Genomic DNA, 17,231 nt, shown 5'->3' with positions numbered 1-17,231 from the left:
CCGCGGGGTGGGGCGTGCACGCCAGTCCAGGTGAACGGCAAACCAACCGGCGCGCTCGCCACACAGGTTAACCGTCCCGTCACACACAGACATTTGGCAGAAACACAGGCGCTCTAACGTCCGAAATCGACACCGACCCGTGTCGACAATCCCGCGTTCGCCCGTCGTCACTCATGCCGACAAGACACTTCGTGCCCAGGTGAACCCGGGTGAGCGCTGTCGACCTTCAGAAAGGCCCTCAATGGAGCATCCTCGGCGCCACCCGTCCCGGCGCACCGCGCTCGCCGCGGGGAGCATCGTCGCGGCGGCCAGCTTGCTGTTGGCAGGCTGTGGAAGCAAGGCAAGCGAGACAGATTCAGCAAATGCGCAGTCCTGCGTGGACACCTCCGGGTCCACCGTCAAGGTCGGATCGCTGAACTCGCTGTCGGGCACCATGGCGATCTCCGAGGTCACCGTCCGCGACTCGATCAAGCTGGCCGTCGACGAGATCAACGCCGCCGGCGGCGTGATGGGCAAGCAGATCCAGCTGGTCGGCGAGGACGGCGCGTCCGAACCCACGGTGTTCGCCGAGAAGGCCGAGAAGCTGATCAGCAGCGATTGCGTGGCCGCGGTGTTCGGCGGGTGGACCTCGTCGAGCCGCAAGGCGATGCTGCCCGTCTTCGAGTCCAACAACTCGCTGCTCTACTACCCCGTGCAGTACGAGGGTCTCGAGTCCTCGCCGAACATCTTCTACACCGGCGCGACCACCAACCAGCAGATCGTGCCCGCACTGGACTACCTCAAGGAGAAGGGCGTCAAGTCGCTCTACCTGGTGGGCAGCGACTACGTGTTCCCGCAGACGGCCAACCGCATCATCAAGGCCTACGCCGGCGCCAACGGTATCGAGATCAAGGGCGAGGACTACACGCCGCTGGGCTCCACCGACTTCTCGACCATCGTCAACAAAGTCCGCACCGCAGACGCCGACGCGGTGTTCAACACCCTCAACGGTGACTCGAACGTCGCGTTCTTCCGCGAGTACAAGAACGTGGGCCTGACCCCACAGCAGATGCCGGTCGTGTCGGTGTCGATCGCCGAGGAAGAGGTCGGCGGCATCGGCGTGCAGAACATCACCGGGCAGCTGACAGCCTGGAACTACTACCAGACCATCGACACCCCGGTGAACAAGAAGTTCGTCGAGGCCTACAAGAAGGCCTACGGCGCCAACAAGCCGACCTCGGATCCGATGGAAGCCGCCTACACCTCGGTGTACCTGTGGAAGAACACGGTGGAGAAGGCGAAGTCGTTCGACACCAAAGCGATTCAGGAGAACGCCGGCGGCGTGACGTTCGACGCCCCCGAAGGCCTGGTCACGATCGACGGCGAGAACCACCACATCACCAAGACCGCGCGGATCGGCGAGATCCGGCCCGACGGACTGATCTACACCGTGTGGCAGTCCCCCGGCCCGATCCAGCCGGACCCGTTCCTGAAGTCCTACCCGTGGGCCGCCGGCCTCTCCGGCTGACCCCATGGATGTCCTGATCGGGCAGCTGGCAACAGGATTGAGCCTCGGCTCCATCCTGTTGCTGGCCGCTCTGGGCCTGTCGTTGACGTTCGGCCAGATGGGCGTCATCAACATGGCGCACGGTGAATTCATCATGGCCGGCTGCTACACCGCCTACGTGGTGCAGCAGGTGATCTCCAGTGCCGGTGTCTCGCTGATCATCTCGCTGGTCATCGGGTTCTTCATCGGCGGCGCGATGGGCGTCGCGCTGGAGGTGGGACTCATCCAGCGGATGTACGACCGGCCGCTGGACACGCTGCTGGTCACCTTCGGCGTCGGTCTGATCCTGCAGCAGGTGGCACGCGACATCTTCGGCGCCCCCGCGGTCAACGTGGTGGCACCGGCATGGCTGTCGGGCGGGGTGGAGATCCTCGGCGCCGTCGTGCCGAAGACCCGCATCTTCATCCTGGTGCTGGCCGTCGTGTGCGTCGCGGTGCTGGCCACGGTGCTCAAGGTCAGCCCGATGGGTCGGCGCATCCGCGCCGTCGTGCAGAACCGCGATCTCGCCGAGACCAGTGGCATCTCGTCGCGGCGCACCGACATCACGACGTTCTTCATCGGCTCGGGCCTGGCGGCCGTGGCTGGTGTGGCGCTGACGCTGATCGGCTCCACCAGTCCGACGATCGGTCAGAGCTACCTCATCGACGCGTTCCTCGTCGTGGTGGTCGGTGGCCTCGGCCAGATCAAGGGCACCGTGATCGCGGCGCTGGCGCTGGGCTTCCTGAACTCGTTCATCGAGTACAACACCACCGCATCGCTGGCCAAGGTCGTCGTGTTCGTGATCATCGTGATCTTCCTGCAGGTGCGGCCGCAGGGGTTGTTCACCGTGCGGACAAGGAGTTTGGTGTGAGGACCCTCATCGGCCGCTGGCAGACGTGGGCCGGCTTCGGAATCGCCGCGTTGGTGCTGTTCGTGATCGCCCCCGCCGTGCTGTCGGACTTCCGGCTCAGCCTGCTCGGGAAGTTCCTGTGCTTTGCGATCGTCGCAGCGGGAATCGGGCTGGCGTGGGGCCGCGGCGGCATGCTGGTACTGGGCCAGGGCGTGTTCTTCGGGCTGGGCGGTTACCTGATGGCGATGCACCTCAAGATCGCCGACGCACAGCTGCGCGGTGACGACGTGCCCGACTTCATGCAGATCCAGGGCATGCGCGAGCTTCCGTCGTACTGGCAGCCGTTCGCCTCCCCCGCGGTGACGCTCATCGCGATCGTCGTGCTGCCCACCGCGATCGCCGCCGCGCTCGGCTTCGGCGTGTTCAAGCGCAAGGTCAAGGGCGCCTACTTCGCGATCCTGTCCCAGGCGCTGGCCGCCGCGCTGGCCATCCTGCTGGTCGGCCAGACCGGCCTCGGCGGGTCCAACGGGCTCAACAGGTTTCGCACGTTCTTCGGGTTCACGCTCAACGACCCGGTGAACCGCCGCATGCTGTACTTCATCGCCGCCGCGGTCTTGTTGCTGGTGGTCGCCGTGGTGCGTCAACTGATGCAGAGCCGCTACGGCGAACTGCTGGTGGCGGTCCGTGACGGCGAGGAGCGAGTGCGCTTCCTGGGCTACGACCCGGCCAACATCAAGGTGGTGGCCTACACCGTCGCCGCGTTGTTCGCCAGCATCGCCGGCGCGTTGTTCGCGCCGATCGTCGGGTTCATCGCGCCGTCACAGGTCGGGATCCTGCCCTCGATCGCGTTCCTGATCGGGGTCGCGATCGGCGGCCGCACCACACTGCTCGGCCCGGTGCTCGGTGCCATCGGGGTGGCGTGGGCGCAAACCCTGTTCTCCGAACGCTTCCCGTCGGAATGGACTTACGCCCAGGGCCTGCTGTTCATCGTCGTCGTCGGATTCTTCCCGGCCGGACTCGCGGGGCTGGGCGTGGTCCTGCGGCGGCGACGGAAGAAGGCCGCTTCGCCGGCCGAGGACAACGCTCCCGACGACGAGAAAGTGGGGGCCACTTCATGACCGAGGTCGACGCCGCGACGGCAGGCAAAGAGCCCGTCGAGGGCGGCAACGCCGGCATGGGTACGCAGTACCTCGAAGTACGCGGCCTGACAGTCGATTTCGACGGCTTCAAAGCGGTCAGCGGCGTCGACCTGACGCTGTTCCAGGGCGATCTGCGCTTCCTGATCGGGCCCAACGGCGCCGGCAAGACCACCGTCATCGACGCGATCACCGGGCTGGTGCCGGCGACCGGATCGGTGAACAAATCCGGCGTCGATCTGCTCGGCAAGAAGGTGCATCAGATCGCGCGCCGCGGAGTGGGACGCACGTTCCAGACCGCGAGCGTGTTCGAGCAGCTGACCGTTCTGCAGAACCTCGACATCGCCGCCGGCGCGGGACGTTCGGTGTGGACCTTGCTGCGGCGACGCTCCGGTGTGCTGCCGATCATCGAACAGACCCTGCACACCATCGGCCTGACCCATCTCGCCGACAAACCCGCCGGCGTGCTGGCCCACGGGCAGAAGCAGTGGCTGGAGATCGGCATGCTGCTGGTCCAGAACGCCGACGTGCTGTTGCTCGACGAACCGGTGGCCGGCATGAGCACCGAGGAACGCGAGGAAACAGGAAATCTGTTGCGGCGCATCGGCGCCGAACGCACAGTGGTCGTCGTCGAACACGACATGGACTTCATGCGAGCGTTCGCCACCTCGGTGACGGTGCTCGCTCGTGGCCAGGTCATCGCCGAGGGCTCCGTGGCGCAGGTACAAGCCGATCCCAAGGTGCAAGAGGTCTACCTCGGCACTGCCGCCGCAGGCGCGGAAGGAATCTCGTGACACTCGAACTCGTCGACGTCCACACCGGCTACGGCCGCAGCTCGGTGATCCACGGCGTCAGCCTCGAGGTGCCCTCTGACGGCGTCGCCGCCGTGATGGGGCACAACGGCGCCGGCAAGACCACGCTGCTGCGCGCAGCCGTCGGCCTTCTCAAATGCTCTAGTGGCACAGTGCGTTTCGGCGGTGAGGACATCACCAGACTGCGGCCCAGCGCTCGCGTGGCGCGCGGGCTGGCCTATGTGCCGCAGGGGCAGCAGTCCTTCGGTCAGCTGACCACCGCGGAGAACCTCCAGGTGGTGGCCGACGGGCGGAAGAACGGCAAGGCGCTGATCGACGAACAGCTCGACCTGTTCCCGGCGCTCAAAGAGCTGCTGACCCGGCGCGCCGGGCTGCTCTCCGGCGGCCAGCGCCAACAGCTCGCGATCGCCCGCGCGCTGATCACCTCGCCGAAGTGCCTGATCCTCGACGAGCCCACCGAAGGCATCCAGCCGTCGGTGGTCGCCGAGATCGAAGCGGCCATCACCGCGCTCACCGCGCGCGGGGATCTGGGCGTGCTGCTGGTCGAACAGCACATCGGGTTCGCGCTGGAATCCTCGCAGCGCTACTACATCCTCGAAGCCGGCCGCATCACGTCGAGCGGCACCGGCGGCTCGGCGTCCGAGGCCGACGTGCGCGCCGCCATGGCCATCTGAGACGCCCACTCGCCGAGTGCCGCGTATGCGGCACCGCGCGATCGGGTACTGCAGACAGCGTGAGAAGAGCCCTCGAACAGCGGCGGACCATGGTGCGCGATGCGCTGCGCAGCCGGCTGTGGCCGGTCCCGGCGCTCGGGGTCGTCGTCGCAGTCGCCGCCGGAGTTGCGGTGCCACAGCTGGACCGCACCTACGATGCTGATCTGCCGCCCATCGTCGAGGCCTACTTGTTCGGCGGCGGCGCCGATGCGGCACGCGAGATCCTCGGCACCATTGCGTCCGCGTTGATGACTGTCACGTCACTCACGTTCTCGCTGACCCTGGTCACGTTGCAGTTGGCCAGCAGTCAATACACCCCTCGGCTGTTGCGGACCTTCGCATCCGACCACCTCGTCCAACGCACACTCGCGCTGTTCGTCGCGACGTTCGCCTATGCGCTGACGGTGCTGCGCAGCGTGCGCAACGACAGTGACACGATCACACGCTTCGTGCCGAAGATCGCCGTCACCGTCGCATTCGTTCTCGCCGTGGCGAGCATCATCGCGCTCGTACTGTTCCTCGGGCACCTGGTGCGCCAGATCAGGATCGAGACCATGCTGCACCACATCCGCACTGATGCCATCGACACCGCCGATCGCCTCCTCGATCCGTGCGATGACCCGCAGAGTCCCGATGAGGCACCGCCGGTGCATCCCCGCGCGGTGCCGGTGGCGGCGCGCGCATCGGGATTCCTCGTTGGCATCGACGAACAGGCCCTGCGCAGCGCCGCGTGCGCAGCGAACGCCGTCGTCTGGGTCGACCAACCCGTGGGCTCAGCCGTCGTCAGCGGCGTCCCGGTCGCATTCTGCAAAGTTGCCGACACCGCGACCGACGACGACCTGACGGGGCTCTACGACCAAGTGGCCGCGTCGCTACGCACCGACATCGAACGCACTGCGGCTCAGGACATCGGCTACGGATTGCGGCAGATCGTGGACGTCGTACTGCGCGCGTTGAGCCCCGGCGTCAACGATCCCACCACGGCCGTCCACGGGTTGCACGCCTGCAGCGCCATGCTCTGCGAATTCGCTTGCCGCCACATGACTCCCGCGGTACTTCGCGACCAGAACGACGAGGTGCGCGTGGTGATCGCCCGGCCGTCGTTGGCTGACCTGCTGGACACCGTGTGCGGGCAGACGATCCTCTACGGCGGTAGCGACGCCGTGGTGGTGGCTCGAGTGCTGGTGTTGTTACGCGAAGTCGGCTGGATGTCCCGGCCCCCCGAACACAAGGCAGCGGTGGCCGACCAACTGGCCCGCGTAGAACGTGACATCACCGGACGCGACATCGATCCCGTCGACCGGGAGCGTCTGACGCGCCTGAGCAACGACGTGCGCGCCGCCCTCGAAAGGCGGTGGTCACCGCGCTGACGATGTGTCAGCGCGGCGCGGCACGAACCTGAGCGATGACCTGGTCCACCACCTGATCGATGGGAACGTCGGCCTGCTCGCCCGTCGTCAACGTCTTCACCCCGACGGTGCCCGCCTCGAGGTCACGATCCCCCGCGACCAGCGCGATCGACGCGCCGGACCGGTCGGCACCCTTCATCGCACCCTTGAGGCTGCGATCGCCGTACGCCATGTCCACCCGAACGCCCGCGGCGCGAAGCTGTGCTGCCAGCACCGCGAGCCGGATCTTGGCGTCGCCGCCCATCGGCACCGCGTACACGTCGACGCGCGCCGCCTCACCGGCGGTCTTGCCTTCGGCCCGTAGCGCCAGCAGCGTGCGGTCCACGCCCAACCCGAACCCGATGCCGGAGAGATCACGGCCGCCCAGCTGGCTCATCAACCCGTCGTAACGGCCGCCGCCACCGATCCCCGACTGCGCACCGAGACCGTCGTGCACGAACTCGAACGTCGTCTTCGTGTAGTAGTCCAGCCCGCGCACCATGCGCGGATTGATCACATACGGCACACCCAGTGCATCCAGATGCGCCAGCACCGTCTCGAAGTGCGCCTTGGCCACCTCGGAGAGGTGATCGAGCATCAACGGTGCGTCGGCGGTCATCTCCTTGACGTGCGGGCGCTTGTCGTCGAGCACCCGCAGCGGATTGATCTCCGCACGGCGGCGCGTCTCTTCGTCCAGGTCGAGTCCGAACAGGAACTGCTGCAACAACTCCCGGTACTGCGGCCGGCAGGTGTCGTCGCCGAGTGAGGTGATCTCCAGTCGGAACCCGTCGAGACCCAGCGAGCGGAAGCCGGCGTCGGCCACCGCGATGACCTCGGCGTCCAGGGCCGGATCGTCGACCCCGATCGCCTCCACCCCGACCTGTTGCAGCTGCCGGTAGCGGCCGGCCTGCGGCCGCTCGTACCGGAAGAACGGCCCCGAATAGCACAGCTTCACCGGCAGCTGACCGCGGTCGAGTCCGTGCTCGATCACCGCGCGCATGACACCGGCGGTGCCCTCGGGACGCAGCGTCACCGACCGCTCCCCGCGGTCGGCGAAGGTGTACATCTCCTTGGACACCACGTCGGTGGACTCCCCCACGCCTCGGGCGAACAGCGCGGTGTCCTCGAAGATCGGCAGCTCGATGTCGCCGTAGCCCGCGCGCCGGGCAGCGCCGAGCAGCGCGGCGCGCACCGCGACGAACTCGGCGGAGTCCGGCGGGAAGTAATCGGGAACGCCCTTGGGGGCCTTGAAATCGGTCACGTCGTCAAACCTTCGAGGAACGGGTTGGTGCGGCGTTCGGCGCCGATCGTGCTGCGTTCGCCGTGCCCGGGAAGCACCATCGTGTCGTCGTCGAGCACCAACAGTTTCGTCACGATCGAGGTCAGCAGATCACGACCGCTGCCCCCGGGCAGATCGGTGCGGCCCACCGACTGCTTGAACAGGGTGTCGCCGGTGAGGGCCAACTGGTCGGGTCCTTCCTCGACGCGGAAGACCACCGAACCCTGGGTGTGCCCAGGGGTGTGGTCGACGGCCACCGTGATCCCGCCGAGGTCGAGCTTGTCGCCATCGCGGTCGAGTTCGACGACCTGGCGCGGCTCCCGGAACAGCGCCCCGACCGCGAGGGACGCCAGTCCGAGGGCGAAGCCCTGCCCGAGCGCCTTCACGGGGTCCTTGAGCATGTACCGGTCAGCCGGGTGGATGTAGGTGGGGCAGCCGTAGGTGTCGGAGACCTTCTGCGCCGACCACATGTGGTCGATGTGGCCGTGGGTGAGCAGCACCGCGGCCGGGGTGAGCCGGTTCTCGTCGAGGATGCGGCGCAACGGCCCCATCGCACGCTGGCCGGGGTCGACGACGATCGCATCGGCACCCTGTCCGGGGGCCAGCACGTAGCAGTTGCACGCCAGGACCCCGGCGGGGAATCCGGTGATCAACACGCCGTCCAGCTTCCCATGCCGAGCTCACAGCGCAGTTCACGAGGGGTCACAGCCGCCATCTCAGCGAGCCCTGGCACACTCGGTGCCGACCTGACCGACCCCGAGGAGGACCGGCCCGTGCCGACGAACGAACAACGGCGAGCCACCGCCAAGCGCAAGCTCGAGCGCCAACTCGAACGGCGCGCCGAGAGGGACCGCAAGCGCCGCACGTACACGATCATCGGGTCGGCCGTCGCGGCCGTCGTCGTGATCGCCGCGGTCGTGGCGACCATCGTGCTGACCAACCGCGACAGCGGCACGCCGACCGCGTCGACGCCGACGAGCGCGGCGACATCCGACGCGGCCTCGCCACTGGACGCCCCGGAGCCGGGTAAGCCCGGTGCGCTGCCCCCGTTCGCCGCGCCGGCCGGCCTGGGCAGCAACTGCCAGTACGCCAAGTCCCCCGAGCCGGCCAGCAAGCCGGTCGAACCGCCGCGTGCGGGCAAGGTGCCGACAGATCCGGCGACGGTCAGTGCCAGCATGGAGACCAACCAGGGCAACCTCGGCCTCGAGCTCGACAACGCGAAGTCACCCTGCACGGTGAACAGTTTCGCCAGCCTGGCCAACAAGGGCTTCTTCGACAACACCCCGTGCCACCGGCTGACCACCGGTGAAGGCCTGGCCGTGCTGCAGTGCGGCGATCCGACCGGCCAGGGCACCGGCGGGCCGGGCTACCAGTTCGCCAACGAGTACCCGACCGACCAATACCAGCCGGACGATCCGAAGCTGCAGCAGCCGGTGGTCTACCCCCGCGGCACGCTTGCGATGGCCAACGCGGGGCCGGGCACCAACGGCAGCCAGTTCTTCCTGGTCTACAAGGATTCGACGCTGCCGCCGAACTACACGGTGTTCGGCACCATCGACCAGACCGGCCTGGCCACGCTGGACAAGATCGCCGCGGCGGGCACCAAGGACGGCGGCGAGGACGGCGCACCCAAGCTGGACGTCACGATCAAGCAGCTCCAGCTGGACTGAGCCCCGGCGGAGACTCGGCGACCAGACGTGAACTCGAGCGGACACGCCGGCGGCGCGCTCGAGTTCGCGTCTGGTCGCGGGAAAACGTCGCGGGAAAACTAGGCCGCAGAGGTGACGCGGTAGACGTCGTAGACGCCCTCCACGTTGCGCACCACGTTCAGCACGTGCCCCAGATGCTTGGGGTCGCCCATCTCGAAGGTGAACCGGCTGATCGCCACCCGGTCATTCGACGTCGTGACCGATGCCGACAGGATGTTGACCTTCTCGTCGGCGAGCACGCGCGTCACATCGGAGAGCAGCCGGTGCCGATCCAGCGCCTCGACCTGGATGGCGACCAGGAACACCGACGACGGGGACGGCGCCCACTGCACATCGATGATGCGCTCGGACTGCGTCTCCAGCGAGGCCGCATTCGTGCAGTCGGTGCGGTGCACACTCACCCCACCGCCGCGGGTGACGAAGCCCATGATGACGTCGCCCGGCACCGGCGTGCAGCACTTGGCCAGCTTGGTCAGCACCCCGGGCGCCCCCGGCACCGACACCCCGACGTCGTCGCTGGTGCGCTGCCGCACCGGCATGGTCGCCGGCGTCGACCGCTCGGCCAGCTCGTCGGCCGCCTCGTCATCGCCCCCGATCTGGGCGACCAACCGCTGCACGACGTGGCGGGCCGACACATGGCCCTCACCGACCGCGGTGTAGAGCGAGGACACGTCGAGATAGCGCAGCTCGCGCGCCAACGCCGCCATCGTCTCGGCATTCATCAAGCGCTGCAACGGAAGTCCACCGCGGCGCACCTCGCGCGCGATCGCATCCTTGCCTGACTCCAGCGCCTCTTCGCGACGCTCCTTGGCGAACCACTGCCGGATCTTGGCTTTGGCCCGCGGCGACACCACGAACGTCTGCCAGTCCCGCGACGGACCCGCGTTGGCTGCCTTCGACGTGAAAACCTCGACCACTTCGCCGTTTTCGAGCTTGCGCTCCAGCGCGACGAGCCGGCCGTTGACGCGTGCCCCGATACAGCGGTGCCCCACCTCGGTGTGCACCGCGTAGGCGAAGTCGACGGGCGTGGACCCGGTGGGCAGCGTGATGACGTCGCCCTTCGGGGTGAACACGAAGATCTCCTGCACCGCGAGGTCGTACCGCAGCGACTCGAGGAACTCGCCCGGGTCGGCGGCTTCCCGCTGCCAGTCGAGCAGCTGTCGCATCCACGCCATGTCGTCGATCTCGGTGGCGGTGTGGCTCTGCGGAACTCCGTTGCGGCCCTTGGCTTCTTTGTAGCGCCAGTGCGCGGCGATGCCGTACTCCGCGGTCTTGTGCATGTCCGTGGTGCGGATCTGCACCTCCAGCGGCTTGCCCTCCGGCCCGACGACGGTGGTGTGCAGCGACTGGTACACCCCGAAGCGGGGCTGGGCGATGTAGTCCTTGAACCGGCCGGCGATCGGCTGCCACAGCGAGTGCACCACACCGACGGCGGCGTAGCAGTCCCGCACCTCGTCGCACAGAATCCGGACGCCGACGAGATCGTGGATGTCGTCGAAGTCGCGGCCCTTGACGATCATCTTCTGGTAGATCGACCAGTAGTGCTTCGGCCGTCCCTCGACGACGGCGTTGATCTTCGACGCATTCAGCGTGGCCGTGATCTGGGCGCGCACCTTGGCCAGATAGGTGTCGCGCGACGGCGCACGATCGGCGACTAGCCGCACGATCTCCTCGTACTTCTTGGGATGCAGGATCGCGAACGACAGATCCTCGAGCTCCCATTTCACCGTCGCCATACCGAGCCGGTGAGCAAGGGGCGCAATGACTTCCAGCGTTTCGCGGGCCTTGCGCGCCTGCTTCTCGGGCGGCAGGAAGCGCATCGTGCGCATGTTGTGCAGCCGGTCGGCCACCTTGATCACCAGCACTCGCGGATCGCGGGCCATCGCGATGATCATCTTGCGGATGGTCTCGCCCTCGGCAGCGGTGCCCAGTGCCACCTTGTCGAGTTTGGTGACCCCGTCGACCAGATGACCGACCTCGGTACCGAACTCCTGGGTCAGCGCCTCCAGCGTGTACCCGGTGTCCTCGACGGTGTCGTGCAGCAGCGCCGCGATCAGCGTGGTGGTGTCCATGCCGAGCTCGGCCAGGATGTTGGCCACCGCAAGCGGATGGGTGATGTACGGGTCGCCGGACTTGCGCAGCTGATCGGCGTGCCGTTCCTCGGCGACGTCGTAGGCCTTCTGCAGCAGGGTCAGGTCAGCTTTGGGGTAGATCTCCCGGTGCACCGCGACCAGCGGCTCCAGCACCGGGTTGACGGTGCTGCGCTGGGAGGTCATCCGGCGGGCGAGGCGGGCCCTGACCCGTCGCGAGGCGCTGGTCGCCTTCGTGGCCTCGGTCCGGGGCAGCTCCATCGGCTGCGTCTCCGGCCCGGCCGGCACCGGCGGGACCTGCACAGCCTGGTTCGCGCGCGGATCTGCCTGGATCTCGTTGGCCATGCTCACCTCCGCTGCTCAGCTGCTGTTGGCAGGATATCCGGTCATACGGTGTGTAGAGCCGTGACCGGCAACGGTTCCAGGACGGACCGGCCGCCCAGGGCGGCGAGTTCGAGCATCACGATCGCGCCGCTGACCGTCGCCCCCGCTGCCGTGAGCAACTGATGGGTGGCCGCCAGTGTTCCCCCGGTGGCCAACACGTCGTCGATGACCACGATGGTGCGGCCGGCCAGCTCGACGCCGTCGGCCGGCACCTCCAGGGTGGCCGACCCGTACTCCAATGTGTAGGTCTCGCTGATCACCGGCGGCGGGAGCTTGCCGCCCTTGCGGACCGCCAGTACACCGATGCCGAGCGAGATCGCCACGGCGCCGCCGAGCAGGAAGCCGCGCGCGTCGACGCCGGCCACCAGATCGGCCCCGCGGGCGATGTCGGCCATCGCCGCGCTGACCTCGGCCAGCCCCCGGGCGTCGGCCAGCACCGGCGTCAGATCCTTGAACAGCACGCCCGGCTCCGGGAAATCGGGCACCTCGCGCAGCAGCGAGGAGATCACCTGGCCGACGTCATTCGTCTGACTCACTGACTCAGCTTCCATCGGTCCATGTTCCATCCCGCGCCCCAGCGCGTCGGATTGGCGCTCACCGCGTACATCTTCGTCGACGCGAGCAGGGTGCGTTGCTGACGGTACAGCGGCAACGTGGGCATGTCGCCCCACAGGATCGGGCCGGCCTCGGCGAGCAACCGGGCGATCTCCTTGGGGTCGGAGGTCACCGCCAGCGTCGAGATGATGCCGTCGATGCGCTCGTTGACGTAGCGGGGCAGGTTGTTTCCGTCACCGCTGTACAAGGTGTAGGCGTCGATCGCCGACGAGCCTGACGAGCCACTGCCCGTCGCCCCGCCGGTGCTGGCGATGAGCACGTCGATGGCGTTGTCGCGCAACGCCTGTGGGCCCACGTTCTCCCCCGCTGCGTCCTGCACCGTGATGCCTGCGGGTGCGCACGCCTTGGCCATCGCCCCGACCGCGGCCGCGAGCCGGGCGTTGGGTGACTGGTATCCGATACGCACCGTCAGCGGCTGGTTGCCCAGCGCGGCGCGGGCCGCGACGGGATCGCCCGCCGCGAAGTCGTTGACCTGGGGGGTGGCCTCCGCGCCGGAGTAGGCATCCTCGGCCGCGGCGTTGAGCCGCGAGTTGGCCGGCGGCACCGACGCGTTGCGGGCGATGACATCGCGCGGGGTGCACAGGGCGACGGCGCGACGGGCGGGCACCGGGGCCAGCGGGCCCTGCGGGGCGAAGATCAGCTGTTCCACACCCGCCGACGCCGAATCCGAGCGGGTGTAGTCATCGGGCAGGTTCAGCGTGCCCGCCGAGCCTGCGGCGATGTCGACGACGTCGTAGGCACCCTCGTTGACCCTGTCCTGCAGATCCGGGCGGCGCGGCCACACGGTGATCTTCGCGGTGACGGGCTTGGTGCCCCACCACTTGTCGTTGGCCACCAGCACCACCGCGCCGTCACCGGTGACCGACTCGATGCGGTACGGCCCCGACGACGGGAAATGCTTGAGATCCAGATCCGGGGTGAGGTTCCACGTGGTGTTCCACACCTGCGCGATGCGCTCGATCGCCGGCCCGTCGTTGCCCAGCACGGCCCTGGTCACCCCGCCGTCGCCGAGCCCCAGCTCGTCGGCGATGACGTGGGAGGGCATCAGCGACGTCGCCGCGAACAACTGCCCGTAATCGGTGAACGCCCGATCCTGGGCGAAGCTGACGCGGGCCTTCTTCTGCCCCGGGGTGCAGTCGATCGTCGCGATGTCGGTGTACCCGGCGCGGCTGGCCGCGTCGAAGGTGGGGAATCGACCCGACTGCGCGGCCCACGCCAGCACCATGTCATCGCAGGTGATCGGTTTGCCGTCGGAGTAGACGGCCTCCGGCTTGAGCTCGTAGTCGAGCACCAGCGGGCTGCGACCCACGACCGCGATGGTGCCGAAGTCGTGGTCGCCCACGATCTGTCCGTCGGGTCCGTGGTAGTTGAATCCGGTCAGCGCCCGGGCGAACGCCTGTGCACCGCCCGATGCGGCGCCGGTGACCGTGTTGGTGTTGTACGTCGGGAGCGTGCCGTCGATCGCGTAGTCGATCGAGTCGGCCGCGTCCGACGAGCACGACGACAGACCTGACGCGCCGACCACAGCGGCGACGATCGCCGAAGTGACACGGATACGCCACGCACGGGTGCGGTGGGCCATCGGACCTACCGCTCCCTAGCGCTTTCCGGTGCTTCGCTTACCCGACGGCCGGCCCGTCCGACTCGACGTCGGCCGGATCGGCCGCGCGCCCGGGGCGGGCTTGTCCGGCGGCGGCCCAGCCGGCGCGGTGACCGTCGCCGGCTCGGGGTCGACGGTGGGTGTGTCGGCCTCGTCCTCGAAAGTCGCCTCTCCGGCGCCTGCCTTGGCCGCAATGGTCTTGCGTCGGTTGAGCACACGCCGGGTGTGCTTGCTGACCAGGTCGGTGCGCTCCCGCAGGCTGACCAGCAGCGGCGTGGCGAAGAAGATCGACGAGTAGGTACCGACGATGACGCCGACGAGCTGGACCAGCGCCAGGTCCATCAGCGTGCCGACACCGAGCAGCCACACCGCGATGACCATCAGCGCGATGATCGGCAGCACCGAGATGAGGCTGGTGTTGATCGACCGCATGAAGGTCTGGTTGACCGCGAGGTTGGCCTGTTCGGCGAACGTCCTTCGGGTCGTGTGCTCGAAGCCTTCGGTGTTCTCCTCGACCTTGTCGAACACGATCACCGTGTCGTAGAGCGAGAAGCCGAGGATGGTCAGCAGCCCGATGACAGTGGCGGGCGTGACCTCGAACCCGACGAGCGCGTACACCCCGGCGGTGACGAGCAGGTCGAACACCAGGGTCAGCAGCGCGGCGGCTGCCATGTACCGCTCGTAGCGCACGGTGATGTAGATAGCGGCCAACACCAGGAACACCACGAGGGCGAGCAACGCCTTCTGGGTGATCTGACCGCCCCACGTCTCGGACACCGCGGAGTCGCTGATGACCTGCTTGGACGGCTGGCCGTCGGCGCCCTTGGGCTGGAACTGGTCGAACAGCGCGTCGCGCAGCTTCTCGGTCTCGTCGTTGCTCAACGTCTCCGACCGGATCTGGAACGTCGCCGAGTTGCCGCTGCCGACGACGACCACCGACTCCGGCGGCTTGCCGATGGCGTTGTTGAACACCGTCTCGACCTGTGAGGTGGTGGCCTGCCCGTCACCGCGCGGGAACGACACCTTGGTTCCGCCCTCGAAGTCGATGCCGAAGGTGAAGCCGCGCACCACGATCGCGGCGAGCGCGATCAAGACGATGATGCCGCTGACCGCGTACCACAGCTTGCGGCGACCGATCACCTCGAAGGCGCCGGTACCGGTGTAGAGGCGGACGAAGAAGCCGTGCTTGGGCGCGTCGGCGGCGCTGGCCTCGAGGTCGGGTGCCTCCACCGCGGTGGACTCCACGGCGCTGCCGCGCCGATGTGAACTATTGCGTGCCATGCGTTATCCCCGTCCCGCCGCGTGTGCGGCCGCTCGGCGTTCGCGCGCGATCTGCTGAACAGCTCCCAGCCCGTTCAGAGACGGCTTGGCCATGGTCGGCGACTTGGACGCGAAGTACAGCAGCGGCCACGTCACCAGGAACACGACGACAACGTCGAGGATCGTGGTCAGGCCCAGCGTGAACGCGAAGCCCTTCACCTGCCCGACGGCCAGGAAGTACAGCACCGCCGCGGCCAGGAACGTCACCGCGTTGCCCGACATGATCGTCTTCCGGGCGCGCGACCAGCCTCGTGGCACCGCCGACCGGAACGATCTGCCCTCACGGATCTCGTCCTTGATGCGTTCGAAGAACACCACGAACGAGTCGGCCGTGGTGCCGATACCGATGATCAGACCGGCGATGCCGGCCAGGTCCAGCGTGTAACCGATGTATCTGCCCAACAGCACGAGGATCGCGAACACCATCGCGCCCGAGGCGATCAGGGACAGCGCCACCAACATGCCGAGCACCCGGTAGTAGAGCAGCGAGTACAGCAGCACCGCCACCAGACCCACCGCGCCGGCGATCAACCCGGCACGCAACGACGACAGGCCCAGGGTGGCCGACACCGTCTCGGCCTCCGACGACTCGAAGGACAGTGGCAGCGAGCCGTACTTCAGCACGTTGGCGAGTTCGCGCGCCGAGTCGGCGGTGAACTGGCCGGTGATCTGAGTGCGTCCGCCGGGAATCGCCTCATTGATGACGGGCGCGCTGACCACCTGAGAGTCCAGCGTGAACGCAGTCTGCGTGCCCACATTGGCGGCGGTGAAATCGGCCCACGTCTTGGCGGCGTCGCTCTTGAATTCGACGTCGACGACGTACTCGCCGCGCTGCTGATCGAGCCCGGACGTGGCGTTCGCGATGCCCTCACCGCTGATGATCGACTTGTCGAGCAGGTAGACCTCTTTGCCGTCCTGCGAGCAGGTCACCAGCGGCAGGTTCGGGTCGTCGTTACCGGCCAGCACGTCGTCGTCACCGCAGCGCGTCGCCTGGAACTGCAGCGCGAGGATCTGGATGGCCTGCTCGGAGCTCTGCCGCAACCGCTTCTCGTCCTGGATGCGCTGCGCCAGCGGCACGTTCTTGCCCCCTGGTGCGGGCGGCGCACCCGGAGCGGGCGAGGTCGTCGGCTGTGCCGGATTCGGCGCTGGATTCGGCGCTGGATTCGGCGTCGGAGCCGGGCTCGGTGCCGGCTGCTGCGGGAACGGGCGGGGCTGCGGAGCCGGCGCGGGTGCCTGCGGCTCCAGCGGCGGCAGGCCGGGGATGTCGGCGTCGGGACCCCCCGCGGGCCCGCCTGCGCCGGGTGGCAGACCGGGGACGGCCGCACCGGGCGGCAGACCGGGAACCGCACCCGGAGGCGCACCGGGAGCACCCGGAGGTGCACCGGCGGGTCCCGCCTGCTCGGGTTGCCCCTGACCGGCAGCAGGGATCGCGTGGATGACCGGGCGGATGTAGAGCCGCGCGGTCTGACCGAGGTTGCGCGCCTCGCTGGTGTCGTTGCCGGGAACCGTGATCACCAGGTTCTGGCCGTCGATGATGACCTCGGACCCGGACACCCCGAGGCCGTCGACGCGAGCGCTGATGATCTGCTGCGCCTGATTGAGGGCATCGCGCGACGGCGGTGATCCGTCAGGGGTGCGAGCAGTCAGCGTGACCCGCGTACCGCCCTGCAGGTCGATACCGAGCTTGGGCTCGGCCTTCTTGTCGCCGGTGAGGAACACCAGCAGGTAGGCACCGATCAGCAATGCCAGGAACAGGGCCAGGTAGCGGGCAGCATGCACCTGCGTCGAAGACGATGCCACGTGTCTACAA

At 68.0% G+C, this 17,231-nt stretch carries 14 protein-coding genes; 7 read left to right on the top strand and 7 right to left on the bottom strand.

The genetic code is table 11. From position 1 onward, the window contains the following. Positions 1-241 precede the first annotated feature (241 nt). From urtA to DMB80_RS05885, 6 genes are all read left to right on the top strand, one after another. Positions 242-1,507 (top strand): urea ABC transporter substrate-binding protein, encoded by a 1,266-nt coding sequence (urtA, locus tag DMB80_RS05910; protein WP_111508979.1) that lies wholly within the window; start codon positions 242-244, stop codon positions 1,505-1,507. Positions 1,508-1,511: 4 nt separating this feature from the next. Continuing rightward, on the top strand, positions 1,512-2,396 hold the full coding sequence (gene urtB, locus DMB80_RS05905) for an urea ABC transporter permease subunit UrtB (RefSeq protein ID WP_048423151.1): 885 nt from the start codon (positions 1,512-1,514) through the stop codon (positions 2,394-2,396). Beyond that, positions 2,393-3,493 carry an urea ABC transporter permease subunit UrtC gene (gene urtC, locus DMB80_RS05900; protein ID WP_111508978.1) on the top strand — a complete coding sequence of 367 codons (1,101 nt, stop codon included), beginning with the start codon at positions 2,393-2,395 and terminating at the stop codon, positions 3,491-3,493. Before urtB ends, urtC begins: the two co-directional genes overlap by 4 nt. Next, complete coding sequence (gene urtD / locus DMB80_RS05895; RefSeq protein WP_048423149.1) at positions 3,490-4,305, top strand: urea ABC transporter ATP-binding protein UrtD; 816 nt, start codon at positions 3,490-3,492, stop codon at positions 4,303-4,305. The genes urtC and urtD overlap by 4 nt, the downstream gene beginning before the upstream one ends. Next, on the top strand, positions 4,302-4,997 hold the full coding sequence (urtE, locus tag DMB80_RS05890) for an urea ABC transporter ATP-binding subunit UrtE (RefSeq protein ID WP_111508977.1): 696 nt from the start codon (positions 4,302-4,304) through the stop codon (positions 4,995-4,997). The genes urtD and urtE overlap by 4 nt, the downstream gene beginning before the upstream one ends. Positions 4,998-5,086: 89 nt before the next feature. Next, positions 5,087-6,406, top strand: a complete 1,320-nt coding sequence (locus tag DMB80_RS05885; RefSeq protein ID WP_111508976.1) for a DUF2254 domain-containing protein — start codon at positions 5,087-5,089, stop codon at positions 6,404-6,406. Between the two features lie 7 nt (positions 6,407-6,413). Here DMB80_RS05885 and hisS read toward each other — a convergent pair whose 3' ends face one another. Continuing rightward, positions 6,414-7,685, bottom strand: a complete 1,272-nt coding sequence (gene hisS / locus DMB80_RS05880) for a histidine--tRNA ligase (protein WP_111508975.1) — start codon at positions 7,683-7,685, stop codon at positions 6,414-6,416. Then, positions 7,682-8,359, bottom strand: coding sequence for an MBL fold metallo-hydrolase (locus DMB80_RS05875; RefSeq protein WP_111508974.1), 678 nt, complete (start codon positions 8,357-8,359; stop codon positions 7,682-7,684). The genes hisS and DMB80_RS05875 overlap by 4 nt, the downstream gene beginning before the upstream one ends. A 117-nt stretch (positions 8,360-8,476) precedes the next feature. On the opposite strand from DMB80_RS05875, the gene DMB80_RS05870 reads away from it, so the two are divergent. Next, entirely contained in the window at positions 8,477-9,373 is an 897-nt protein-coding gene (locus tag DMB80_RS05870) for a peptidylprolyl isomerase (RefSeq protein ID WP_111509054.1), read from the top strand. A gap of 98 nt (positions 9,374-9,471) precedes the next feature. Here DMB80_RS05870 and DMB80_RS05865 read toward each other — a convergent pair whose 3' ends face one another. The 5 genes from DMB80_RS05865 to secD are packed head-to-tail and all read right to left on the bottom strand — an operon-like array spanning position 9,472 to position 17,221. Next, positions 9,472-11,847: a RelA/SpoT family protein gene (locus DMB80_RS05865; RefSeq protein ID WP_111509053.1), complete on the bottom strand. Its 2,376-nt coding sequence runs from the start codon at positions 11,845-11,847 to the stop codon at positions 9,472-9,474. Positions 11,848-11,888: 41 nt separating this feature from the next. Beyond that, positions 11,889-12,437 (bottom strand): adenine phosphoribosyltransferase, encoded by a 549-nt coding sequence (locus DMB80_RS05860; RefSeq protein WP_111508973.1) that lies wholly within the window; start codon positions 12,435-12,437, stop codon positions 11,889-11,891. Next, a complete protein-coding gene (locus DMB80_RS05855) occupies positions 12,419-14,083 on the bottom strand; it encodes an ABC transporter substrate-binding protein (protein ID WP_111508972.1) in 1,665 nt (554 codons plus the stop codon). The genes DMB80_RS05860 and DMB80_RS05855 overlap by 19 nt, the downstream gene beginning before the upstream one ends. Before the next feature lie 15 nt (positions 14,084-14,098). Then, a complete protein-coding gene (gene secF, locus DMB80_RS05850; RefSeq protein ID WP_111508971.1) occupies positions 14,099-15,382 on the bottom strand; it encodes a protein translocase subunit SecF in 1,284 nt (427 codons plus the stop codon). A 3-nt stretch (positions 15,383-15,385) separates the two neighbouring features. Next, positions 15,386-17,221: a protein translocase subunit SecD gene (secD, locus tag DMB80_RS05845; RefSeq protein ID WP_111508970.1), complete on the bottom strand. Its 1,836-nt coding sequence runs from the start codon at positions 17,219-17,221 to the stop codon at positions 15,386-15,388. Positions 17,222-17,231 lie beyond the last annotated feature (10 nt).

The organism is Mycobacterium kyogaense, from assembly GCF_003254575.1.
GTDB classification, from domain to species: Bacteria; Actinomycetota; Actinomycetes; order Mycobacteriales; family Mycobacteriaceae; genus Mycobacterium; species Mycobacterium kyogaense.
Note: the sequence above shows the minus strand (reverse complement) of the source record. Positions and strands in the feature narration are given on the sequence as shown.

Coding starts and splice junctions, on each gene's coding strand:
- urtA (WP_111508979.1), top strand. CDS start 242: ATGGAGCATCCTCGGCGCCACCCGTCCCGGCGCACCGCGCTCGCCGCG.
- urtB (WP_048423151.1), top strand. CDS start 1,512: ATGGATGTCCTGATCGGGCAGCTGGCAACAGGATTGAGCCTCGGCTCC.
- urtD (WP_048423149.1), top strand. CDS start 3,490: ATGACCGAGGTCGACGCCGCGACGGCAGGCAAAGAGCCCGTCGAGGGC.
- DMB80_RS05885 (WP_111508976.1), top strand. CDS start 5,087: ATGGTGCGCGATGCGCTGCGCAGCCGGCTGTGGCCGGTCCCGGCGCTC.
- DMB80_RS05865 (WP_111509053.1), bottom strand. CDS start 11,847: ATGGCCAACGAGATCCAGGCAGATCCGCGCGCGAACCAGGCTGTGCAG.
- DMB80_RS05860 (WP_111508973.1), bottom strand. CDS start 12,437: ATGGAAGCTGAGTCAGTGAGTCAGACGAATGACGTCGGCCAGGTGATC.
- DMB80_RS05855 (WP_111508972.1), bottom strand. CDS start 14,083: ATGGCCCACCGCACCCGTGCGTGGCGTATCCGTGTCACTTCGGCGATC.
- secF (WP_111508971.1), bottom strand. CDS start 15,382: ATGGCACGCAATAGTTCACATCGGCGCGGCAGCGCCGTGGAGTCCACC.